22 protein-coding genes are annotated in these 23,285 nt (G+C 53.2%); 2 read left to right on the top strand and 20 right to left on the bottom strand.

The genetic code is table 11. The features are described 5' to 3' along the window. From AC0LWM_RS15500 to AC0LWM_RS15450, 11 genes are all read right to left on the bottom strand, one after another. On the bottom strand, positions 1–807 hold the full coding sequence (locus AC0LWM_RS15500) for an RsmE family RNA methyltransferase (protein WP_474675860.1): 807 nt from the start codon (positions 805–807) through the stop codon (positions 1–3). Positions 808–925: 118 nt separating this feature from the next. Further along, a complete protein-coding gene (locus tag AC0LWM_RS15495; RefSeq protein WP_474675859.1) occupies positions 926–1,606 on the bottom strand; it encodes a site-2 protease family protein in 681 nt (226 codons plus the stop codon). A gap of 11 nt (positions 1,607–1,617) precedes the next feature. Next, positions 1,618–2,601 (bottom strand): 50S ribosomal protein L11 methyltransferase, encoded by a 984-nt coding sequence (gene prmA / locus AC0LWM_RS15490; protein WP_474675858.1) that lies wholly within the window; start codon positions 2,599–2,601, stop codon positions 1,618–1,620. 210 nt (positions 2,602–2,811) lie between these two features. Continuing rightward, on the bottom strand, positions 2,812–3,174 hold the full coding sequence (locus AC0LWM_RS15485; RefSeq protein WP_474675857.1) for a hypothetical protein: 363 nt from the start codon (positions 3,172–3,174) through the stop codon (positions 2,812–2,814). Between the two features lie 66 nt (positions 3,175–3,240). Next, on the bottom strand, positions 3,241–3,408 hold the full coding sequence (locus AC0LWM_RS15480; RefSeq protein ID WP_474675856.1) for a YfhD family protein: 168 nt from the start codon (positions 3,406–3,408) through the stop codon (positions 3,241–3,243). 162 nt (positions 3,409–3,570) lie between these two features. Beyond that, positions 3,571–4,698 carry a molecular chaperone DnaJ gene (gene dnaJ, locus AC0LWM_RS15475; RefSeq protein ID WP_474675855.1) on the bottom strand — a complete coding sequence of 376 codons (1,128 nt, stop codon included), beginning with the start codon at positions 4,696–4,698 and terminating at the stop codon, positions 3,571–3,573. A 127-nt stretch (positions 4,699–4,825) separates the two neighbouring features. Beyond that, the gene (dnaK, locus tag AC0LWM_RS15470) at positions 4,826–6,664 is read right to left on the bottom strand and encodes a molecular chaperone DnaK (RefSeq protein WP_474675854.1); all 1,839 of its coding nucleotides are present in this window, start codon (positions 6,662–6,664) and stop codon (positions 4,826–4,828) included. A 50-nt stretch (positions 6,665–6,714) separates the two neighbouring features. After that, positions 6,715–7,302 carry a nucleotide exchange factor GrpE gene (gene grpE / locus AC0LWM_RS15465; protein ID WP_474675853.1) on the bottom strand — a complete coding sequence of 196 codons (588 nt, stop codon included), beginning with the start codon at positions 7,300–7,302 and terminating at the stop codon, positions 6,715–6,717. 58 nt (positions 7,303–7,360) lie between these two features. Continuing rightward, positions 7,361–8,908 carry a TCP-1/cpn60 chaperonin family protein gene (locus tag AC0LWM_RS15460; RefSeq protein WP_474675852.1) on the bottom strand — a complete coding sequence of 516 codons (1,548 nt, stop codon included), beginning with the start codon at positions 8,906–8,908 and terminating at the stop codon, positions 7,361–7,363. A 41-nt stretch (positions 8,909–8,949) separates the two neighbouring features. Continuing rightward, complete coding sequence (gene hrcA / locus AC0LWM_RS15455) at positions 8,950–9,975, bottom strand: heat-inducible transcriptional repressor HrcA (protein ID WP_474675851.1); 1,026 nt, start codon at positions 9,973–9,975, stop codon at positions 8,950–8,952. Positions 9,976–10,061: 86 nt separating this feature from the next. Then, on the bottom strand, positions 10,062–10,523 hold the full coding sequence (locus AC0LWM_RS15450) for an N-acetyltransferase (protein ID WP_474675850.1): 462 nt from the start codon (positions 10,521–10,523) through the stop codon (positions 10,062–10,064). Between the two features lie 183 nt (positions 10,524–10,706). Here AC0LWM_RS15450 and AC0LWM_RS15445 point away from each other — a divergent pair, with 183 nt between their 5' ends. Next, positions 10,707–11,291, top strand: coding sequence for a DUF1572 family protein (locus tag AC0LWM_RS15445; protein WP_474675849.1), 585 nt, complete (start codon positions 10,707–10,709; stop codon positions 11,289–11,291). On the opposite strand, the gene hemW is transcribed toward AC0LWM_RS15445, so the two are convergent. The 5 genes from hemW to gpr all read right to left on the bottom strand — a co-directional run bounded on the left by hemW (position 11,236) and on the right by gpr (position 17,347). Next, positions 11,236–12,420, bottom strand: coding sequence for a radical SAM family heme chaperone HemW (hemW, locus tag AC0LWM_RS15440; protein ID WP_474675848.1), 1,185 nt, complete (start codon positions 12,418–12,420; stop codon positions 11,236–11,238). The genes AC0LWM_RS15445 and hemW overlap by 56 nt on opposite strands. Positions 12,421–12,521: 101 nt before the next feature. After that, the gene (lepA, locus tag AC0LWM_RS15435) at positions 12,522–14,336 is read right to left on the bottom strand and encodes a translation elongation factor 4 (protein ID WP_474675847.1); all 1,815 of its coding nucleotides are present in this window, start codon (positions 14,334–14,336) and stop codon (positions 12,522–12,524) included. 112 nt (positions 14,337–14,448) lie between these two features. Beyond that, positions 14,449–14,805, bottom strand: coding sequence for a DUF3679 domain-containing protein (locus tag AC0LWM_RS15430; protein ID WP_474675846.1), 357 nt, complete (start codon positions 14,803–14,805; stop codon positions 14,449–14,451). Between the two features lie 36 nt (positions 14,806–14,841). Beyond that, positions 14,842–16,179 carry a stage II sporulation protein P gene (gene spoIIP / locus AC0LWM_RS15425; protein ID WP_474675845.1) on the bottom strand — a complete coding sequence of 446 codons (1,338 nt, stop codon included), beginning with the start codon at positions 16,177–16,179 and terminating at the stop codon, positions 14,842–14,844. Positions 16,180–16,345: 166 nt separating this feature from the next. Continuing rightward, on the bottom strand, positions 16,346–17,347 hold the full coding sequence (gene gpr, locus AC0LWM_RS15420) for a GPR endopeptidase (protein WP_474675844.1): 1,002 nt from the start codon (positions 17,345–17,347) through the stop codon (positions 16,346–16,348). Positions 17,348–17,487: 140 nt separating this feature from the next. Here gpr and rpsT point away from each other — a divergent pair, with 140 nt between their 5' ends. Next, entirely contained in the window at positions 17,488–17,760 is a 273-nt protein-coding gene (gene rpsT / locus AC0LWM_RS15415) for a 30S ribosomal protein S20 (RefSeq protein WP_474675843.1), read from the top strand. 70 nt (positions 17,761–17,830) lie between these two features. Here the strand turns inward: rpsT and holA are convergent, their stop codons facing one another. The 4 genes from holA to AC0LWM_RS15395 all read right to left on the bottom strand — a co-directional run bounded on the left by holA (position 17,831) and on the right by AC0LWM_RS15395 (position 23,270). Beyond that, entirely contained in the window at positions 17,831–18,847 is a 1,017-nt protein-coding gene (holA, locus tag AC0LWM_RS15410; RefSeq protein ID WP_474675842.1) for a DNA polymerase III subunit delta, read from the bottom strand. Positions 18,848–19,111: 264 nt separating this feature from the next. After that, entirely contained in the window at positions 19,112–20,050 is a 939-nt protein-coding gene (locus AC0LWM_RS15405) for an anti-sigma factor family protein (RefSeq protein WP_474675841.1), read from the bottom strand. Continuing rightward, the gene (locus tag AC0LWM_RS15400) at positions 20,047–20,595 is read right to left on the bottom strand and encodes an RNA polymerase sigma factor (protein WP_474675945.1); all 549 of its coding nucleotides are present in this window, start codon (positions 20,593–20,595) and stop codon (positions 20,047–20,049) included. The genes AC0LWM_RS15405 and AC0LWM_RS15400 overlap by 4 nt, the downstream gene beginning before the upstream one ends. A gap of 101 nt (positions 20,596–20,696) precedes the next feature. Continuing rightward, positions 20,697–23,270, bottom strand: coding sequence for a ComEC/Rec2 family competence protein (locus AC0LWM_RS15395; RefSeq protein WP_474675840.1), 2,574 nt, complete (start codon positions 23,268–23,270; stop codon positions 20,697–20,699). Positions 23,271–23,285: the final 15 nt, after the last annotated feature.

Here is a 23,285-nt window from a genome sequence, read left to right as displayed (position 1 = left end):
TTACCGTCCTCCCATCTCTCCGGATTCATATAGTATGCACGTGAGTCCGACCATGGCGGCCGTTTCCGTGCGTAAAATTCGTTTGCCAAGCCCTACGGCTTTCGCCCCGGCCGCTTCGGCCTGCAAGGCTTCATTTTCGGTAAAACCGCCTTCCGGCCCTACGATGAGCAGCAGCTTCTTACGTCGTTCTGCTTTGGTTGTCGCATTAGGATCGGCAGCCTTATCTTCAGTCTGTCCGTTTCCTGCAAATACAAGCCCCAGCAGCTCGCGAAATTGCTGCGCCGATTGTTTCTCATAACAAAAATATGCGGCGTCAACCTCCGGAATGAGCCCGAGGAGCCTTTTCCAGGAAACCGATGCGTCTACCCGCGGCACTCGGTTGCGATGGGCCTGCTCCGCCGCTTCCTTGGCGATTTTGTTCCAGCGCTCGAGCCGCTTCGCTTCCTTCTTATCATCATATTGGACAACCGTCCGTTCGGAAATAAACGGAACGAACCGGCTGGCGCCGATTTCCGTGCATTTCTGAATGACCGTTTCCAGCTTGTCGCCTTTCGGCAAGCTTTGCGCAATCCATACGTCGACGGCGGCTTCCTGCGTCATTGGGATCATCTCGACGATCGAAGCTTCGACAGAGCCTTGCCCGATTGCCGTAATTTCAACCTTCGCCTCGCGGCTTTCGCCGTCGCTGCAAATGACGATGTCACCGACCCGCCCGCGCATGACGCGCGTGATATGATGAGCGTCATCGCCGGTAATCGTGACGGACGCTTCCGTAAACTGCTCCGGCGCTACAAAATATCGCTGCATAATCATCTCTGCCTTCACGAATTCATACGTAATTAAACGAAAAAAATGGAGTCGGAAAACTCCAAACTCCATCATACAACTTTTACGGCTCAAATGCTACCTTTGTCCTCATTTTCCACTACATTCGGAAGAAGATCGATAGAAAATCGTTGAATAATGTCAAAATATCCCCGCTTAACGCAAAAAGCGGTCCGAGCGTCACCCGGGAGACGGGAGTGATGAATACCAACAACAGCAGGATGAACATGCCCCACTGCTCGTATTGCGACATTTTAGCCCGCAGCGCCGGAGGGGCCAAATCTTCGACAATCCGGTAACCGTCCAGCGGCGGCAACGGAATCAGGTTAAAAATAAACAAGGCCAAGTTAATCGTGATCAAATAATTGAAGAACGTATATAAGGCCATTGCGACGCCGCGATTCATCCCGTTCAACCATCCGAAATAGAAGAACATCGTTAACAGCAAAGTGCCGATAAACGCAAGAATCAAATTGCTGATCGGTCCGGCAGCCGAAACGATAATGCCCATCAACCGAGGCCTTTTGAAATTGCTGCGGTTGACCGGTACCGGTTTCGCCCAGCCGAAGCCCGCCACCATCAAGAACAATACCCCGATGAGGCTAAGATGCACTCTCGGATTCAAGCTGACCCGCCCGAGTAGCTTGGCAGTGGGATCGCCGAATTTATAAGCCGAATACGCGTGGGCAAATTCGTGAACGGAAAAGGCGATCAATAAGACAAGAATAACAAACGGCAAATCTTCCAACGGATACCGAATTAAATTTTGGAGAAAATCCATCGTTCACCCACCTACTGTTTTTTGGCGACAAAAGCAATCCAGTCCTGGTCGCGCTGACGATCGACGATCGTGAATCCGGACGCAGTCAGCGCCTGCTCCACCGCTTGCTCTTTATTCTTGTAGATACCCGACGTAATATAATAGCCGCCGGCTTCCAACACTTGATAGACGTCGTCGATGAAGAGCATGATAACCTCCGCCAGGATATTCGCGACGACGATGCGTACGGGCAGCTTGACGCCGAGAATGCCTTCGGCATCATCCGACTGCTCGTTATCGTGGAGCACCTGCAGCAGGTCGCTTTCGCGGACATTGATCCGGTCGCTTAGCCCGTTCAATTCGACATTCTCGGCCGCGCTTGCGACGGCGACGGGATCGAGGTCTACGGCGAGCACCCGCTTTGCGCCGAGCAGGCATGCGCCGATCGCCAGGATGCCGGATCCTGTACCCACGTCGATAATATCTTCGCCGCCCTCAATGACGGACTCCAGCGTACGCAGGCAAAGCGACGTAGTCGGGTGCGTGCCCGTGCCGAATGCCATGCCGGGGTCGAGCTCGATAATCCGCTCCTCTGCGCTTTGAGGCGTGTAGGTTTCCCATGTCGGTTTAATCGTCAGCTTATCCGTCACTCGAATCGGCTTGAAATATTGCTTCCAAGCGTTGGCCCAATCGTCCTCGTCGACGAGCCGCGTTTCCATCACGCCCGATCCCGGGTCGATTCCGAAATCCCGAAGCTCCGCAATTCTCGGTTCCAGCCCGGCCATCAACGTGGCGGGATCCTCCGTCTCAAGGAAGTAGCCTTTCACGACGGCAAACCCTTCCGGGATGTCGTTCAGCGGCGATTCATAAAATTGTCCAAGCGACGTATCGCGCTTTTTGTTTAACGTTCCCGACTCTTCAATCGATACCCCGTCCGCATCCAATTCATGCAGGAAGTTGGAAACCATTTCCGTGGCTTGCTCGGTCGTATGTATCGTAATTTCATGCCAACGCATTCATTGCCCTCCAATATGTATGAAAAAATAAATAGTCTTGCAGTCGCATAATTGTTATTGTACTATACCGTCCACCATAATACAAAATAACCCCACAAAGCGGGACATGGCTTCGAAGCTGATTTACACCGTCAAAAAGGCCTCCCTGTGAGGGAAGCCTTTCTTCGAGCGATGCTTAATTTATGTCGCACATTCGCGCCACCCGCGTCTCTAAACTCTCCCGCCGCCGTCGGAAATGGCATGTATCGCCTGATCGTACGCTTCATCGTCGATCGTTGCGGTCAGCAAGCAATCCAGGTTGTCTCCGGCAAATTCCGACATGCCGTATGCCATCGGGTCGTAAGCCGCAAAAATCGCTCCATTCGGGTTCAGGAACGTGCCGCCGATCGAAAGAGCCGCCATCCCGGGAAATCCGCTCGTTATCGGATTGGAGAGGCCTACCGGGGTTCCGCCCGTATAATTGGCGGCCGGACCGATCGATACGTCCTCCGCCCGCAACGATTTAAGCTTGGTTGCAACGGTTTCCGCTTGCGATGCGTTTTGGAAATAAGCTGTGATGGTTCGTTGACCCATGAATTACCCTCCTTCTAACCCGCGAGCCAGGCGCGCTGCCCGCGACTGGTCGGCATCATTCGGACGTTACGACTGCTGCCTTTGATCGGCTTGTTCCGCCCGCTCCAACGCCTCTTTATCGTCGGCATCCATTTGCTCTTCCGAAAATTCGACATCCTCGTTTTTCCCGATCGGCAGGTCGCCGAATTGTACGTTTATATCTCGATATAGATTGTTCTTTTTATCTTGAGCCATGGTTAAGCTTCCTCCTCATGAGCATATTTCCGCATGAATGTAGTATTTGGCAAACTCGGCTTCATTATGCTTGTTAACGCAAAAAAACTATGATGAATGCGGACGTGCCGCAAACATCATAGTTATGTTGTGCATATTGCCGGATGTCGGAATATGCCGTTATTAGTCGCCTAGAAACGCTTTTTTCATCCGCTCGAAGATCGATTGGTGCTGCTCGTGCGTTTGCTCGCCGCTTAATCCGGCAAATTTGCGCAGCAGCTCCTTCTGTTCTTCGCTTAGGTTCGTCGGCGTCACGACAACGACCTTCACGTGCTGATCGCCTTGTCCGTAGCCGCGAAGACGCGGCACCCCTTTGCCCTTCAGGCGGAAATGGGTGTCTGTTTGCGTGCCTGCCGGAATTTTCAGCTTCACCTTCTCCGTCAGCGTCGGGATTTCGATTTCGTCGCCGAGCGCCGCTTGCGCGAACGTGAGTGGAATTTCGCAATAAATGTCGTCGCCTTCGCGCTCGAAGAAGTCATGCGGCTTCACGCGCAAAATGATGTACAGATCGCCGGAAGGACCTCCCCGCAAGCCGGGCTCCCCTTCGCCGGAGATGCGCAGCTGCGCGCCGTCGTCCACACCTGCAGGAATTTTGACATGAATCTTCCGCTGCTTCTTCACCTTGCCCGAGCCATGGCAATCGCCGCATTTGTCTTTGATAATTTTGCCCTGCCCGTTACAAGTGGAGCACACTCTGCGGTTCACGATACGTCCGAACGCCGTATTCTGCACGACCTCCTGCTGTCCGCTGCCGCGGCAAGTGGAGCAAGTTTCCGGTTTCGTACCCGGTTTGGCTCCGGAGCCGTGACACGTATCGCAGTTTTCGGTACGCGGGATCGTGATGTCCGTCTCTTTGCCGAACACCGCTTCCTTGAACTCGATCGTCATCGTATATTGCAGGTCATTGCCGCGCTGCGGCGCGTTCGGATCGCGCCGGCTTCCGCCGCCGCCGCCGAAAAACATATCGAATATATCGCCGAAGCCGCCGAAATCTTGGCCGCCGAAGCCGCCTCCGCCCATCCCCTGGTTCGGATCGACATGCCCGAAACGGTCGTACGTCGCCCGCTTCTGATCGTCGCTTAAGACATCGTAAGCTTCCTTGATTTCTTTGAACTTGGATTCCGCATCCGCGGCTTTGTTCACGTCGGGATGATACTCGCGCGCCAACTTGCGATAGGCCTTTTTCAGCTCATCGGCATTCGCTTCTTTCCCGACGCCTAGCACTTCATAATAATCCCGCTTATTCGCCATGCTCCCACCCCCATTGCCATCTCATCTGCAATCGATATTGATTTCAAAACGAAAGCCAAAGTCAGCATAACCTGACTTTGACCTCGCGTTCAACCTTTAATTTTCGATCCGAAGCTTTTCTTATTTCTTATTTCTTATCGTCGACGACTTCGTAGTCCGCATCGACTACGTTATCTTTTTTCGCCGGTTCGCCTTGCGATTGCGGTCCCGCTTCGCCCGCAGCGCCTGCTTGCGACGCTTGCTCATACAGCTTGACGGACAGCTTCTGAACCACCTCGGTAAGCTCCTCGGTCGATTTTTGGATTTCTTCGAGATTGTCGCCTTCGAGCGCTTTTTTCACTTTGTCTTTCGCCGCGTTCGCTTGGTCGATTTCGCCTTGGTCGACCTTGTCGCCAAGATCCTTCAGCGTTTTCTCCACGGTGTAGACGAGTTGGTCCGCTTGGTTGCGCGCTTCGACGAGCTCTTTGCGCTTGCGGTCTTCTTCGGCGTGAAGCTCGGCATCCTTCGTCATCCGGTCGATTTCCTCTTGGCTGAGGCCGCTGGAGGAAGTGATCGTAATTTTGTGGCTTTTGCCCGTACCTTTATCCAGCGCCGAAACGTTTACGATGCCGTTCGCATCGATATCGAACGTAACCTCGATTTGCGGAATGCCGCGCGGCGCCGGCGGAATGTCGCCCAGCATAAAACGTCCAAGCGTTTTGTTGTCCTTCGCCATCGAACGCTCGCCTTGCAGAACATGAATTTCCACGCTTGTTTGGTTGTCCGCGTACGTGGAATAAATTTGCGATTTGCTTGTCGGTATCGTCGTGTTGCGGTCGATCATTTTCGTAAATACGCCGCCTGCCGTTTCGATACCGAGGGAAAGCGGAGTAACGTCGAGCAATACGACGTCTTTGACGTCGCCCGTCAATACGCCGGCTTGAACGGCTGCGCCGAGAGCAACGACTTCGTCCGGATTGACGCCTTTGTGAGGCTCTTTGCCGATCAGCTTCTTGATCGCATCCTGTACGGCAGGAATACGCGTAGATCCGCCGACAAGAACGACTTTGTCGATTTCGCTTGCGGACAAGCCGGAGTCGGACAACGCCTGGCGAGTCGGTCCAAGCGTACGCTCAACCAGCTGTGCCGTCAGTTCGTCGAATTTTGCGCGAGTCAAGTTCATCTCCAAGTGCTGAGGCACGCCGTCGACAACCGTAATGAACGGCAAAGAAATCGTCGTGGACATGACGCCCGACAGCTCTTTTTTCGCTTTTTCCGCAGCGTCTTTTAAACGTTGAACCGCCGCTTTGTCTTTGCTCAGGTCGATGCCTTGCTCTTTTTTGAACTCGGCAACAAGGTAATCCATCACCACTTGGTCGAAGTCGTCGCCGCCGAGACGGTTGTCGCCGCTTGTCGCCTTTACTTCGAAGAAGCCATCTCCCAACTCGAGAATCGAAACGTCGAACGTACCGCCGCCGAGGTCATAAACGAGGATCGTTTGATCTTCCGATTTTTCGAGACCGTAAGCAAGCGCCGCAGCCGTCGGTTCGTTTACGATCCGCAGCACTTCCAGACCCGCGATTTTGCCCGCGTCCTTCGTCGCTTGACGCTGACTGTCATTGAAATAAGCAGGAACGGTGATAACCGCTTGCGTTACCGGTTGGCCGAGGTATGCTTCGGCGTCGGATTTCAGCTTTTGCAGAATCATTGCGGAAATCTCTTGCGGCGAAAATTCGTTGTTGTCGATTTTTTCTTTGTGCGTTGTTCCCATGAAACGCTTGATCGAAGAAATCGTGCGGTCCGGGTTCGTGATCGCCTGGCGTTTCGCCGTTTCGCCGACAACGCGTTCGCCGTCTTTCTTGAAGCCTACGACCGACGGGGTCGTACGGTTGCCTTCCGGATTCGGGATAACGACGGCTTCGCCGCCTTCCATGACGGCAACGCAAGAGTTCGTTGTTCCTAAGTCGATGCCAATTACTTTACTCATCTGAATGAACCTCCTCAAAATCATTGTTCAATATTATCGGATAACGTCCGTTACATGCTCACTTTGACCATTGCGGGACGGAGTACTTTCTCTTTCAGCATATAGCCTTTTTGCACTTCTTCAACAACGATGCCTTCCTCGTGCTCCTCGGATTCCACTTGCATGATCGCTTGATGGAATTCGGGATTAAACGGCTGGCCGACAGCGTTCATCGCTTTAAGCCCTTCGTTCTCCAGCACTTGCGAGAACTGGCGGAAAATCATGTCCACCCCTTTGGCAAGCGATTCAAAATCTTGGTTCGCCTTGCTTGCGGCAAGCGCGCGCTCCATATTGTCCGTAACCGGCAGCAGTTCGCCGATCAGCTTCATGGCGGCGTATTGGGCGAGCTCTTCCTTTTCCTTTAACGTGCGGCGCCGGAAATTGTCAAAATCGGCTTGCGCCCTCAGCAACCGCTCTTTCCCCTCTTCCACTTGCTTTCGCAATTGCTCGATTTCGGGATCAACCGGTTGTTCGTCAAGATTGTCGGATGTTTCCGGCTCGGTATGAGTAGAAGACGTTACGTCTTGTTCGTTATCTACGGTTTCAGCCGCTATCTCTTCTTTGTTCTCCATCTCCATAGCATTCTCTTTCTGAGTCACTATCCATTCACCTCCTTAAAATGGTACACCTGCAAAGCTTAGGTCGGCTTATCATCGTTTAGTATGCATCGTCCGCCTCCGCGGAACGCATTTTAATGACGGTATGTATGCGAAGCACGGCCGCCGCCACTTCTCCCGCCGCTTGCAAGGCGTGGATCTTCACGGGCGCGGGGTCGACGATGCCGGCTTGCAGCATATCGATCAGCTGGCCGGTATCGCAATCGATGCCGAGCGTATCGGTATCTCCTTGATGCTGCGCGGCTTTAGCTTCTTCCACCTTCTCCAGCGGGTTGAAGCCTGCATTCACGACGATTTGCGAAAGCGGCTTGCGCAGCGCCTGCGCGACCGCGTCTACGCCGAAGCCTTCCATGCCGCGAATGCCTTCGCGGTATCGCTCCAGCTCGCGGGCGACCGCGATCTCAACCGCGCCGCCTCCCGGGACGATCCCGCCGCGGACAGCCGCCTGCACCGAAGCCGCCGCATCGCGGGCGATTCGGGCCCGCTCGCCGACGATTTCCCGGGTGCTCGCTCCGACGACGATCGTTACCGCCGGCTCCCTCGGGCCGCCGGCTAGGCGGACCCGTTCCAGCTTCGCATCATAATAGACATCTTCGACGAAGCCCAGGTAGTCGATCAGCTCATCTTCTGATTTATGCAAGGCGATGCGCTTTAACGGCTTGGCTCCGGTAAACTCGCAAACTTTGTGCAAATCCGTCTTCGACGCCCGTTGAATGACGATAATCCCTTGATCGGCGCAAAATTGCTCCGCCTCCGGATGAACGCCGCGATCGACGAGCACAAGGCCGATATCCAAGGCGACCAGCTTATGCAACAGCTGCGTAAATTGCTTATTCAGCTCCATATACCGGTGGAACCCCGCTTCGGTCGCAAGCGCCTCTTCGCCGATCGACTCCGGCTCGAACGCATCGTATAGAACAAGCGCCCGCTTGTTGCTTAAGCCGATATGCATTTGCGCGTTAAGCGGTTTTTTGCGGAGCAGCAATCCGGGCCATACTTCGTTGTCCGCCTTTTCGTCCGAAACAACCGTTTCGGAAAATGCAAACCGCGGGTCCCGCAGCTTCTCCGCGCCGAGTCGCTCGGCTGCCGATACGACCAGCCGCGCGATATCCTCGTGCTCTCGGCCGGCAACGAAGGCGACCTGGCGCAGCATCGGATCGTCCATGCCGGCGATCGGCCTTGCTTTGCGCTTGACGGCGTCAATCGCCTCGCGAATGCCAAGCGCCATGCCGCTGACGACTTTGGCGACCGGCACGCCCCGCGTCACTTGCGCCACGCCCTCGTTAACAAGCGCGCCCGCAAGCACCGTTGCCGTCGTCGTGCCGTCGCCGACCTCATTCTGCTGCGCACGCGCCACTTGTATGAGAAGACGCGCGGCGGGATGCGTGACGTCCATTTTCTCCAATATCGTCACGCCGTCGTTCGTAATAATGACGTCGCCGCCCGCGCCGACGAGCATCGTATCGAGCCCTTTGGGACCAAGCGTCCCTTCGACCGCCGAACAGATCGCGCGAATCGCGCCGGCGTTGTTCATTAATGTGGAATGCCGTTCGTCCCCTTCGGAACCGCTTTGCTTCATTTGACTCATCGGCCGCTCTGTCCTCTCCTTCGGAATGATCGGTTGTCGGTTTATTTGTACCAGCGGGCCAGCGCAACCGCCAAATCTTTGGACAGATGATCCAGCAAGCCGATGACGCGTCCGTAGTCCATGCGGGTAGGTCCCAAAATGCCGATCGTGCCAAGCGTCTGGCCTTCCAAGGAATAGGTTGCCGTAATCAAACTGCAGCTATTGATCGCTTCATGCGAGTTTTCCGTGCCGATCCGAACCTGAATGCCGGACGGAGCGGCAGAAAACAGCTTCAGCAGCGTTGGCGTTTCGTCCAGCAAATCCAATATCGTTTTGACCTTGTCGACGTCTTTGAACTCGGGCTGTGTCAGCATGTTCGTCGTACCGCTCAAGAACAGGCGATTGTTGTCGTTCTGATCGAACAACGATTCCACCATGCCGATGAGCGATTCATACCGGTCCACGTATCTGCTGAGCTCCTGCCCGATTTCGGAATACATTTTCGAGCTTAGCTTCAATAGAGGTACGCCGGCCAGCTTGGAGTTTAAAATGTTCACCGCTTTTTCGAGCTCGCTCATGGCGATGCCGTCGGGAATGGTCACCGTGCGGTTCTCCACATGCCCCGTGTTCGTCACGATAATGGCGACGGCCGTATTGTCGTTTAACGGCACGAGCTGCAGGTGACGCAATGTCGTGCTGAACACCTCCGGACCGAGCACGATCGAGGTGTAGTTCGTAATATGCGAAAGAATCGAGGCTGCATGCTGAATGACCCGCTCGATTTCGATTATTTTTTCGGCAAAAAATGATTTGATTACGTCCAGATCTCGGCCGTTGATATCGGCCAGCTTCACAAGATGATCGACATAATAACGATATCCTTTGTGCGAAGGAATGCGTCCTGCCGATGTATGCGGCTGCTCCAGGTAGCCAAGCTCCTCCAGATCGGCCATCTCGTTCCGGATCGTCGCCGGACTGAAGCTGACGTCGCCGCGCTTGGAAATGCTCCGTGATCCGACAGGCTCCGCGGATCGAATATAGTCTTCTACGATGATGCTTAATATCAATCTCTGACGTTCCGACAGCATATTCTTCCCTCCTGTCGTTAGCACTCGTTTCTGATGAGTGCTAATCGCTAATACAAAAATACCAAACCGACGTGACGGTTGTCAAGTCAGTTCAGCATCCGAAGTACCGCGATTTCGTCGCAGCAATGTTGTTTTTTGCAATGAATGCAATCGGTCCATACTTTCTCGGGGAAAATTTCTTTTTGTACGACGGTAAACCCGTTTTTCTGAAAAAACGCCACCTCATATGTCAATGCCATCACTTTAGGCACTTGCATTTCCCGCGCTTCTTCAATCAGATAGTCGACAAGCCTGCTGCCGATGCCTTGTCCTTTGTAACCGTCGGTAATGCCAAGCGAGCGGATTTCGACCAAATCCGTTCCGAGCTTGAACAAGGAGCCGCAGCCGACGACCGTGCCGTCCAGCTCGGCAACGACGAAAGTTTCGATCATTCTGGCAATCGCTTCCCTTGACCTCGGGAGCATAATCCCTTTTTCAGCATATTCTTGAATGAGCCTAACGAGTGTGTCGATGTCTTCCGTTGATGCTTTCCTGCAGCTAACGGCCATGGCACGCCCTCCTTCCATGGGATAAGTCATACGAATAAATATACAATAGGGCGTATAAAAAATTCAAGAGGCAATTACAAACGATCTATCGGTTTGATTAAATAATTTCATAGCTTCGCAGTTTTTCCTCAGGCGAAAATCGGTTTACAATATAGTTAGAACCCATGAGGAGCGTGAACGGATATGTCGAATTCCAATGCCGATACGACAAGTGAACTGGCTGAACTCTATTTGCAAACGATCGTAACCGATTTTAACGGCATCAAAAAATTAGGAGACCGCGCGCTGGATCAGCTCCAGGAGCAAGACATCAACCGGTCGCCGGACTCCGAATCGAACAGCGTCGCCGTCATCGTCAAACATATGAGCGGCAACATGATTTCCCGCTGGACCGATTTTCTGACAACCGACGGAGAAAAAGAAAACCGCAATCGCGACGATGAATTCGTCGATGATGTACGGTCAAAGGAACAGCTTCTTGCAATCTGGAATCAAGGCTGGTCGGTTTTGCTGAATAGCCTATCTGCGCTAACCGCGGGTGACGTGCTGAAAACCGTCTATATCCGCAAGGAGCCGCATACGGTTCTTAAGGCGATACAACGTCAAGTCTCTCATTATTCTTATCATGTCGGGCAAATCGTTTATCTCGTCAAGCATCTGCAATCGGAAGCTTGGGTGTCGCTCAGCATTCCCCGGAACCAGTCGTCGGCGTTTAATCTAGAAATGAGCCAAAAACATCATTCCCAAGCAAAATCCCCTGATCGGTAAGCCGAAACCCGGATCCGGTCGACTCAAGCAGGCCCCGGGCGACAAGCCGCTCCAGCGGTTTCGCGAACACGTCTTCGAGCGATTCGCCGAATTGGCGGACGAAATCCTCATTGCGCACGCCGCGCAATAGTCGCAGCCCAACCATCATAAAGTCCTGCATCGCTTCCTCCCGGTCAACGGAGAACGTCTCCAGCCGGGGGAATCGAACTTGAGCCGCATCGATGTACGGCTGCACGCCTTTAATGTTGATGTGCCGCTGTCCGCGAGCGTATCCGTGCGCCCCGGCGCCAAGCCCGTAATAGCTTTCGTTCAGCCAATAGGTCGTGTTATGCCTGCTTGCGAAACCCGGCTTGGCGAAATTGCTGATTTCATATTGCTCGTAACCGGCTTCCTTCAGACGCTTCATAATAAGCAAATACATGTCCAGCTCGTCTTCTTCATCGGGAAGAGGAAGCTGGTTTTTTTGATATAAAGCGTGGAACAGCGTATTCTCCTCGACTTTAAGGCCGTAAATCGAATAGTGGGTCAAATCGAGCTCCAGCGCCTTGCGTACGCTATCCTCCAGCATGGCGATCGTTTGCTTCGGAAGTCCGAACATCAAATCGATCGACAGGTTGCCCAAACCGACCGCTCGGGCATTCTCGATACTGGCATATACGTCGTCCGTATTATGGATCCGTCCGATGCCTTCGAGCAATCCGTTGTCGAACGATTGCACCCCGAAGCTGATCCGGTTTACGCCGCCGGCGCGCATCGCCGCCAGCTTTTCCTTGTCCGTCGTGCCGGGATTCGCTTCCATCGTAAACTCGCCGCCTTCGGCAAGCGGGAAATACTTCCGCACCGTGCCGAGAAAATATTCCATCTGCTCCGGCGTCAGCACGGTCGGCGTCCCCCCGCCGACGAAGATCGTATCGATCGTCTCCGGCGGACATTCGCCGGCCGTGCGCTCCATCTCCCTCTCCAGCGCCTGCAAATAATCCATTACGGGCTGGCCTTTCAAGATATACGAGTTAAAGTCGCAATAATGACACTTGTTCGTGCAAAACGGAATATGGATATAAACCGCACGCGGTACGGACGCTTCGTGATACGTTGGTTCGGCCGTATGCTTTGCCGTTATTTCATTCATGATCAACACCTCGCTTTTCTTGGGACTAAATGGCCGACAAAAGCCGCGGCAGCACCATTTTACGGCGCGACGCGGCTCAGCCTCATTATGATATAACCCGACTATTCGTCGATTTTGAGCACGGCCATGAACGCTTCCTGCGGCACCTCGACGCTGCCGACCTGCTTCATCCGCTTTTTGCCTTCCTTCTGCTTCTCGAGCAGCTTCCGCTTCCGCGAGATGTCGCCGCCGTAACATTTGGCAAGGACGTTTTTGCGCATCGCCTTAACCGTTTCGCGTGCGATGATCTTCGTGCCGATCGAAGCCTGCACCGGCACCTCGAACATTTGCCGCGGGATAAGCTCCTTCAGCTTCTCGCAAATGATTTTGCCGCGATGGTACGCGCGGTCGCGATGGACGATAACCGACAGGGCGTCTACTTGCTCCGCGTTCAGCATAATGTCCATTTTCACCAAATTCGACTTGCGGTAGCCGACGAGATCGTAGTCGAACGACGCATACCCTTTGGTGTTGGATTTGAGTTGATCGAAGAAATCGTAGACGATTTCCGACAGCGGCATTTCATAAATGATCGTCACCCGGTTCGTGTCCAGGTACTCCATCGTCTTGAATTCGCCGCGGCGGCTTTGGCACAATTCCATGATCGCCCCGACGTAATCGTTCGGCACGATGACCGAAGCTTTAACGTACGGCTCTTCGACGAAATCGATTTTGCCGACCTCCGGGTAGTTCGACGGGTTGTCGATCGATAGCGTTTCGCCATTCGTCAGCGTTACCCGGTACACAACGCTCGGCGCCGTCGTAATGAGCGGAATGTTGAATTCGCGCTCGATCCGCTCTTGAATGATCTCCATATGCAGCAAGCCCAGGAAGCCGCAGCGGAAACCGAAGCCAAGCGCCGACGACGTTTCCGGCTCGTAACGCAGCGACGCGTCGTTCAGCTCGAGCTTCTCCAGCGCTTCGCGCAGGTCGTCGTAATCGGACGTTTCGATCGGATACAAGCCGCAAAATACCATCGGGTTGATCCGGCGGTAGCCCGGCAGCGGTTCAAGCGTCGGATTTTTCGCATCGGTGACCGTATCGCCGACGCGGGTATCCTTCACGTTCTTGATGCCTGCAACGATAAAACCGACGTCGCCGACGTTCAATTCCTCGACGATCGACATGCGCGGCTTGAATGCGCCGACCTCGATGACTTCGAACGTTTTGTCCGTCGCCATCATTTTGATTTTGGAACCGGACCGAATGGCGCCGTCCACGACGCGGACATATACGATAACTCCTTTATAAGGATCATAATGCGAGTCGAAAATGAGCGCTTTAAGCGGCGCATTCGGGTCGCCTGTCGGCGCGGGCACTTTGGCGACAACCTGTTCCAGAATGTCGCGGATGCCGATGCCCGCTTTGGCCGAAGCAAGCACCGCTTCGCTTGCGTCGAGCCCGATAACGTCCTCGATTTCCTGCTTGACCCGCTCCGGCTCGGCGCTTGGCAGGTCGATTTTATTAATAACCGGCAATATTTCAAGATTGTTATCGAGAGCCAAATAAACGTTGGCCAACGTTTGCGCTTCAATGCCTTGTGCCGCGTCGACGACGAGCAGCGCGCCTTCGCAAGCCGCGAGGCTTCGCGATACTTCGTACGTAAAGTCGACGTGTCCCGGCGTGTCGATCAGGTTCAGGATATAATCCTCGCCGTTATCGGCGCGATAGCTCAACCGCACGGCCTGAAGCTTGATCGTAATGCCACGTTCCCGCTCGAGATCCATTTGGTCGAGCACCTGCTCCTGCATTTCCCGATTCGACAACGCACCGGTATATTCCAGTATGCGGTCAGCAAGCGTCGATTTGCCGTGGTCGATATGGGCAATAATCGAAAAGTTGCGTATTTTTTGTTGTCTAGCTTGAACGTCCGTCATCCATAACCCCCACCATACTTGCCTTAAGATTCTATTTATTATAACAGTTGTGGGGAAACGCTTCAACGGTCGGACTTGACGACTGCTGTCGTTCGCCTACGATCAAGGCAAATTATTGAGTGATCGCGTCAAAAATCGAAACGATGAACCGGATGCCTCCGCTCGATACGGCTTGCAAAACGCCGGCCGTATGGTCGGCCAGGACGTCGACGGAAGGCTCTTTCCCGCTGCGTTTCAGCGGCTGCGGCTGCGTTGCGGCAGGCTCTTCCTGCCGATCCTCTCTTTCAGGCGTCTCTTTCACAGGCTTCTTGATGTCATCCTGGGTTTGTTCCACCTGCTCCGTTTGCTGCTGGCCGGATAACGGTCCTTGAATCCGCTCGATGCCCGAGGTTGCCATTTCGATCCCGTACAATATGCATAACGCAACCAACAAACCGAATAACGCAAACCGTATCGTAAATCTTCCCATCGCCTTTGTCCCCTTTCGTCCGCATTGATTGTTCGTTTATTTTTTCGCGGTTGTGTTCACGCGCTCAGCTTCCCAATAAATTTCGGCGATTTCCTTGGCCAATACATCCGCCGTCCGATAGCATTCCTCCAACGTGTTCTCGATGCCTCCGATTTCGATCAATACGCTGTCCGGCGACACCGACTGATTGTATTCGCCGTTCGTGCCGCTCGACGCCGCTTTGCCCCAAATCCCTCTCGAAATGCCGGGATATTTGCTCTCCAGCGCATCGTGAATTTTTGTTGCGAACTGCTCGTTTTTCTTCCAATTCGGATTGCGGTGTCCGATGATAAAATAAACTTGCGCATACGTCTTGCCTTTAATCGTTGCGGTCGTTATTTTACGGCGCTGGGAATCCCTGTGGATATCGAACAAAAACTGAATTTCCGGGTTTGACGCGAATGCTTCCTTCACCGTATTCAATGAATATTTGTAGGAAAAGTACCAGTTGTAATTTTTCATCGTCGAAGCGTAATCCTTGTCCGAGTGGACGGCGCCGACGCCAAGCTCCTCGAGCTTCTTCGTCAGTCTGGCGCCTACGAGTGTAATGTTCTTCTTCGAATCCTCCGTATATTTACGTCCCGGCGGTAGCTCCGGGAGGAACGATTCCCGATTGTGCGAATGATAGACGAACACGACTTTTTTTCCTTTTGTCGACAAAGGTGTCGGGTTCGCTTTCGAGCCACTCGTGGAACTGCTTGTCCCTTTCCCTGAACCGGTGCCGGCGTTGTCCGGCGTCGGATTCTTGCTCTGGCCGTTGTTCGAAGGCGGCTTGTCCGTCTTGTCTCCGTCCGGTTTCTCACCGGATGTTCCGGTTTCCGGTGTCGTATGCGGTTCCGGTTCCTGTGTTGCTCCGCCTCCTGTTTCGCCTTCGCCTTTCGGCAAACCGGCTTCCGGGTGATAGTCTTCCGGAGCGGCCAAATCCGTCACCGTCCCTTTGCGGATCAACACGGCATCGCTATCGCCCAATCCCGGAATTTCTCTTGCGATCAGGCTTTTCGGATCGTTCGGGTTAATGTTCGTCAGCATTTGAAACAGGAAGCTTGCGACATGGCTTTGCGTCAGGATGGAAGGATCGCCTTCCTTCGCCATTTGCGGCATTTCCATTCCTAGCATATCCTTAAATACTTGGCTTGAAACGGCGGCGGCAAAACCTTGCATCGATGAAACGGGCGACGCCGCAATTTTTTTGTGCAGCATCGTCCCAAAACCTAGCAAAATAAACAGGAGCATGGAACATAACGTCAATATAACGAACATCCGGCTCATGACGAAAACACCGCGGAACGCTTTTCTCCATTTGGCTAAATTGATCGTAACGGTTGTCCATTTCATGGGCGGTCATCCTCCTCGGCGATTCTATCTAATAGCAATCTATGATTTTGCTAGCGATGATAGAACCAAAAACATAGAAAGAGTTGCGCAGAATGGAAAAATGCAAAAAGCGCCTTGCCATGTTCCCCATGGTTAAGGCGCCTAGTGGAGTCGAATCCTTCGATTGTCAGTGGGTATATGCCGCTACGTTATCCACATCGACCGCCTCGTGCAGGGCGGCGTTCAGACCGCTTGCAATAATATTGGCGATGTCCTCGATAAACGTGTCGATTTCTTTGGGCGTTACGAGCAAATCATGTCCGACCGGATTCAGCACCTCGCGGATCAGCTCAAGTCGCTCTTGCTCTTGAATCCCGTCCAGCAACCCTAATATTTGTTGGGAGTTGCTCGTTTCCCGTTTGAAATGAGAAACCATCAGCTCAATGCAGCTGCTGACGATCGTGGATGCGTATACGACCGTCGGAACGCCGATCGCGATAACGGGCACGCCCAAAATTTCTTTGGTCAGCCCTTTACGCTTATTGCCGATGCCCGAGCCCGGATGAATGCCGATATCCGCGATTTGAATCGTCGTATTTACCCTTTGCAGCGCTTTGGACGCTAACGCATCGATCGCGATCACAAGGTTCGGCTTCGTTTTTTCCACGATGCCTTGCACGATCTCGCTGGATTCGATGCCCGTAATGCCAAGCACGCCGGGTGCTACCGCACTCACCTCGCGGTAGCCCGGGCTGACTTGGTCCGGCATTAATTGAAAAAACTGCCGCGTCACCATGACGTTCTCGACGACGATAGGACCTAGCGCATCGGGCGTCACATTCCAGTTGCCGAGCCCGATAATAAGCACGCGATCCTTCGGGCCGATATTCAGCTTGCGCAAAAATTTCTCGAACTGCTGCGCCAGCTTGGTCGCCACCCTGTCCTGCAGATCCGTATCCTTGTTCCGCAAGGCGGGCACTTCGATCGTGATATAATGTCCGATGAGCTTGCCGAGCGATCGCGATCCTTGTTCGGTTTGCACATCGATTCGCGTAACGATAATTCCGTCCTCTTCTTCCGTTTCCGACTCGACGCCCGGAATATGATCGCCATAGGTGATGCTGGCTTGCTCCTTGGCTTCGAGCGCAAGATCTGTGTTGACCGAATAACGGCTTAAATCGAGCTCCATACGTAGGCAACTCCTTCCACTATTGAACGTTCCAACTTATTGTGCAACTCCCTGCGCTACCTTATTCACTATTGCATTTTGAATAGGCACATGATAGAATGTTTGAAGTTGTGTTGGAATCTTGTCGGGAGGTGAATGTAATGCCTAACATTAAATCGGCGATTAAACGCGTGAAAACTAGCGAAAAGCGCCGTCAACTGAATGCTTCTCAAAAATCCGCGCTTCGCACGGCTGTGAAAACTGCAGACACGGCGATCGCCGGCAATGACGTAGAAAGCGCTAAAGCAGCTCTGATCGTTGCTTCCAAAAAATTGGACAAAGCGGTAACGAAAGGTTTAATCCATAAAAACGCGGCTGCCCGCAAAAAGTCCCGTTTGGCGAAAAAGTTAAACGCGCTGTCTGCGCAAGCCTAATTCGATAAACCAAGGATACAAAGAAAGTCCCAGAAGCTTCGGCTTCCTGGGACTTTTTTAACATTCATCATCATGCAAGCTTGAGCAGCAGCAGCTCAAGACCGAGCACCTTGTCGACGCGGCCGGATTTCATCTCGTAATCGAGCTGTGCCAAATCCGCGAGCACCCGGCCAAGCTTGCCGATATCGAATTTGCGCGCCTGCTCGGCTGCGAGCTTCACCGCATAAGGATGCACGCCGATCTGGGATGCGATTTGCTGCTGGGAGTAGCTTTGCTGTACGAGCTCCTTGACCTGCAGCATGATGCGGAATTGCCTGGCGATCAGCGACATGATCTTGATCGGCTCTTCGCGCTGCTTCAGCAGATCATAAAATATGGCGAAGGCTTGGTCGAGACGCAAGTTCGCAATATGTTCAATCAGAACGAATATGTTCTGCTCCGTGTTGCGCATGACAAGGCTGTCCACCATATCCTGTGCAATGGTTTCCCCGCTTCCGACGAACAAACAAAGTTTGTCGACCTCCGCGGCGAGCGATTGCAAATTGGTTCCCGCATTCACGACCAGTTTCTCCGCCGCCCCGCCGCCGAACGAGCAATTTTGCTTCTCCGCTTGCTTCTTGACCCAATTCAGCAGCTCCTCGGAGCCAAGCGGCATAAAGGGAACTAGATATCCTCGATCCTTGAGCAGCTTCACGACTTTTTTCCGCTCATCCAGCTTTTCCGCATGGACGGTCAGCACGATGACGCTATAATCAACCGGCTTGTCCGCATATTCTATGAGCCGCTCCAGCTTATGCTCCACCTTCGAAGTATCCTTCGCACCCGTCAGGAATAACGCGTCCTTCGCCACGATGAGCTTGTGCGGCACAAGAAACGGCGGCGTCTCCGCGTCTTCGATGACCGTTTGCAGCGATGATTCGGCCAAGTCGAATTTGCTCAGCGCAAACTCCCTCTGATCCGGTTCAATAAGCTTATTCGTCAAATAAACGATAAATTCGTTCATCAAATATTTTTCCGTTCCGTAACAGACGTATACCGGCAAGATCGTACCTTTATGAATGTCTCTCGCTGCCGCTTTATAATCCATCGCGCCCACCTGCCTCTCGTTCCCTACTATACCAAAAAGCGCGTGCTGCCGCCACTGCCCGCAATTGCGCGCAATTGTGGGCAAAACAAAAGGATCGCGCCAAATGCGGACATTTAGCGCAACCCCTCTGTCTCTGAACATCTATATAAACATCCGTGGCGAAGCCCTAGGCGCTTCCCGCAAATGGTCATACGACGTCCTGGTCGATGACTTTCTATTTGTTATACTATACGCAAACTCTGCGAAAGGTGTGACGGCATTCGTTTATTTTTTCACGATTTTTTCCGCCTTCGCCGCTACATCGACTTGATAATGCGTCACGACGCCTTTATCCGTTACGTCGTAATCGACAAGCTTGTCGTCGGCTGACCATACGATATTGCCGATTTCTCCCGTTTTCGCTTCGCTCTTGAACAGCGGGTCTCCTTGCTTAGCGGTACTCATAATCAATAGTTGACCATTCTCCGCCTTTGCCGTCCATTGCCCGTCATGCGACGGCGATTCGATGAGCGGCGTAGCCGCAATTCCCATCTTCGGCGGTTCCGGTTGAACGTCCATCGCCGACATATCTCCGTTCTGGTCTTGGGGCGCGATTCCTTGCTTCGATTGCGCGCCGCCGTCGCTTTCGCCGGCAATCGTCGTTTTCCGGGTGACGGCATCCGGCGCTATGCTTTTCTCCTCCTTAGGAGCGGCATCGTTGCTAGTCGCATCCGCCATAAATGGCGCGGCAGACGGCTTTTCCGCAGACGATTGCTGCGAAGCGGACGCCGTATCGAATTTGGCTTCGCTTGCGTCATCGACGGCTTTCGGCTGATTCATGACGATGAACAAGCCGAAAATAAACCCGGCTGCAACGACTCCGCTCGCGATTCGCCACGAAATCCGGTCCGACCAGCGACGTTTCGACGGTACGGCATGGGCTTTGGCAGACGGCGCGGCGACAACCGGCGGCTCTGCGATCGCTGCATCCGCAGCCGCGCGGTCGATCAGTTCAAGCCGCGGCAATATCGCGTCGACGAGGCTGAAAGCCGGCATCACTTTCGGCAACGATTCCAATTCGCCAGAAAGGTGTTTTAAACGTTCGAACATCTCGGCACACGAACTGCATTTCTGGACATGACGGGTCAAACCCTCGGCTTCCGACTCGTCGAGATCGTGATCCAAGTATCTATGCATCAGTTCTATCACCTCTTGACATTTCATCCTCGAACACCACCTTTCTGATAATCATGGAGTAAAGCTTGCAATTGGTGCCTCGCCCGGAATAAGTATGATTTGACCGTGTTTAACGGCAAACCTAACGAATCCGCTATCTCGTTGTATGAAAAGTCCTGCAAATAACGCAGCACAACGACCGCTCGGTGATGTTCGGGTAGCTTTTCAATTGCATCTTGAATATCTTTCGCAACGTATGTGGACATAACCTCGTCCTCGACATTTTGGGTGTCGGAAAATACGAGCTCATGCTCCTCGATTGAAACGGACGGCTTGCTGCGTCTGAATTTATCGATACAAATATTCGTCACAATGCGCTGCACCCATGTTTTGAATTGAGCTTTTTCTTCATAGGAATTGATTTTTGTATAAATTCGGATCAGCGCCTCCTGAGCGGCGTCCATCGCATCCTGCTCATTGTTCAGAATATAATAGGCTGTTCGGTACACATGTGTTTCAATTTCACGCAATAGGGTTATTAGAGCGTCGCGATCGCCCGATTGAGCGGCTCTGATGAGTCCTGGCTCTACCACTATGATCCCCCTCTCTTGCAACATTTAAGACGTACTTCGTCAAAAAAATGTTGCACTTCACAATAATGAGTTATTACGCATAATCGCATATGGAAGTTGCGCTATCGATGACGCCCGTTTTGCGCTCGTTTCGCACGGATTTCAATGCCCCGGTCATTGACCTTGACCTGTACTTCGCCTTGGCGGTCGGTCCGGTACACTTCCGAATGCGCCGATTTTAGTCTTTCGAGCGCATCCGGACTCGGATGCCCGTATACGTTCGATTTGCCAACCGAAATGACGGAAACTTTAGGCTTCCAATAAGCCAGCCAATCCGCGGAACTGGAATGCTTGCTGCCATGATGCGCGACTTTTAGTATATCGATAGAATCAATGCTTGCCGAGCTAGATTCGAAGATTCCGGCAGTCGTTTGCCAATTGCGCAGCATGTCGCTTTCGGACACCTTGCCGATATCGCCGGTAAATAAAAAGGTACGCCCGTACATGTCCAGCAGGAACACGATCGAGCTTTCATTTTGATCGCTTTCGAGCCGCACCTCCGCAACGGAGTCTCCCGGGTTCGAAGGCGCCTTCGGGTATAGAAACGTTAACGTCGTGTGTCGGTCGGGCTTAAGCGTCAGGCCTTCGTGGGCATAGTACAACGGAATATGTTTGCGAAGCGCCGTTGCAAACAGCTTCTTCACGTTCGGGCTTTCCTTTAGCGTTCCGTTGAACAAGATGCGATTCACCGGAATTTGTTCCAGTACGGCTTGCAGGCCGCCGATATGATCTTCATCCTCGTGAGAGATGATCAATTCGTCGATTTGCTGTACGCCGCGCTTCTTGAGCAAGGGTACGAGTACTTTTTTGCCAACCTCGAACGGGTCCAGGCGGTTTCTCCATTGCTCGTCCGCTTTGCGGAAACTAACGGTGCCTCCGCCGTCAACGAGAATCGTGCGCTTGCCCGGCGTAACAATCAACGTGCAGTCGCCTTGTCCGACATCGATAAACTGCACGAGTCCATCGTCGCCGAAGGAAGGGACACGGTAGCCGTACCATAGCAAGAATACCATAAAAACGCCGGTTAGTGGCAGCTTCAATGCAGAAAAACCGATCCGCTTCGGGCGTATGTATGTCTCCACCCCGATCCAGTTGCTCGAGCCTGCGGCTCCTTCGCGACGCTTCGCCCAACCGGACAGCAGCGCCGCGAATGCGGCATAATAGGCCGCGATCCATATCGGTGCGGGCGTAGCCCAAATGCTGACGAACCCATCGGCATCGTTAAACGATTCGACGATCCGGAACGTCACATCGTTCATTTTGCCCGTGATCCATGCGAGCCATATCGCAACGGAAGGATGAATCAGCGCCAGCAGCATCGCGATTGTCCCTGCGGGAAGAACGATGAAGCTGATAAACGGGACGAACACAAAATTGGCGACAAACGATAATAGAGAAAATTGATTAAAATAATAGATCGATAACGGGAACGAAACGGCTTGCGCAACGAGCGTAACGGATATTGCGCCGGACAACGCTTTGGGACGGGCGGGCAGCAGCTTGCCCATCAGCGGCACGCCCCATATTAATCCGGCCGTCACGGCAAAAGAAAGCTGAAAGCTTACGTCGAATACATAATAAGGATTCCATACCAGCATAACGAATGCGGTGATCGCAAGCAAATGGAGCGCGTCCTTCAACAAATTTCTGCGCACCGCATACAACGCGATCATGGCCATGATGCCTGCTCGAATGACGGAAGGCGAAGCTCCTGTCAGCAGTACATAAAGCGGAATAAGCAGCATGACGACAAGCAGGCTCGTCTCCTTCGTAAGACCGACAAGACGCAGGAGCCACGTGACGCACGCGACAAAAACGGCGACATGCAGCCCCGAAACCGCCAATATATGCGTAAGTCCCAGCTTCGAAAATTGCTGAAACTGCTCCGGGTCCAAGTCATCCTGCTGTCCGAGAATCAATCCCTTCATATAACCGGATTGACCTTGAGGAAAAAGCTGCTCGAGCGTGAACTCCAGACCTGCACGCAGCTCATCGGTCCAACGAAGCAATTGGATCGCGCTCCAATGAAATGTTGGACTTCGCTCCACCGAACCGGTACCTTTCACATCGATTAGCCAGTGGGTTTGGCGCGTGTGCAAAAACTTCCGGTAATCGAATCCGTCGAAATTCCCCGCTTCGTTCGGCAGTTTCAGGGTACCTTGCAGCATGACTTCGTCTCCCCTGCGCCATTGTTCAACCTCTTGCACTTGAGACTGCTGCGTCAGTTTAACGTAAACGATAAATGGCTCCGATATGTTAGCCGGCTCGCGGTCGGCAAGCCGGATCATGTGCGCATCCAATGTAAAATCGGCACGGTCCCCGTCGACGGATACGGTCGTTACGATCGTACCCTGTAGGCTGACCGGACTTTCCGATATGGCTTCCATCTCCTCTGGTGTTGCCGTCAGTTCCGTCATGTTCCTTGCTTCCGCCCAGCCTGAATAGATAGCTGCGATCGCAAAACCTGCGCAGCAGACGAGCCCAAGCCTGACACCGAGCAGCTTCGTGCGGGCGGCGAGCGGTATCAACAAGAGCAGGCCCATAACCATGAAAAGCAAATCGTCCCATCCCAGCATAAACCCGGCTCCGCAGCCTGCAATCCAGCTAGCGGCAAACCAAACGATCGGTCGCTTCATTTCGATGTCTCACTC

The organism is Paenibacillus sp. sgz302148 (assembly GCF_056120465.1).
This window is presented reverse-complemented; position numbering and strand designations above follow the sequence as displayed.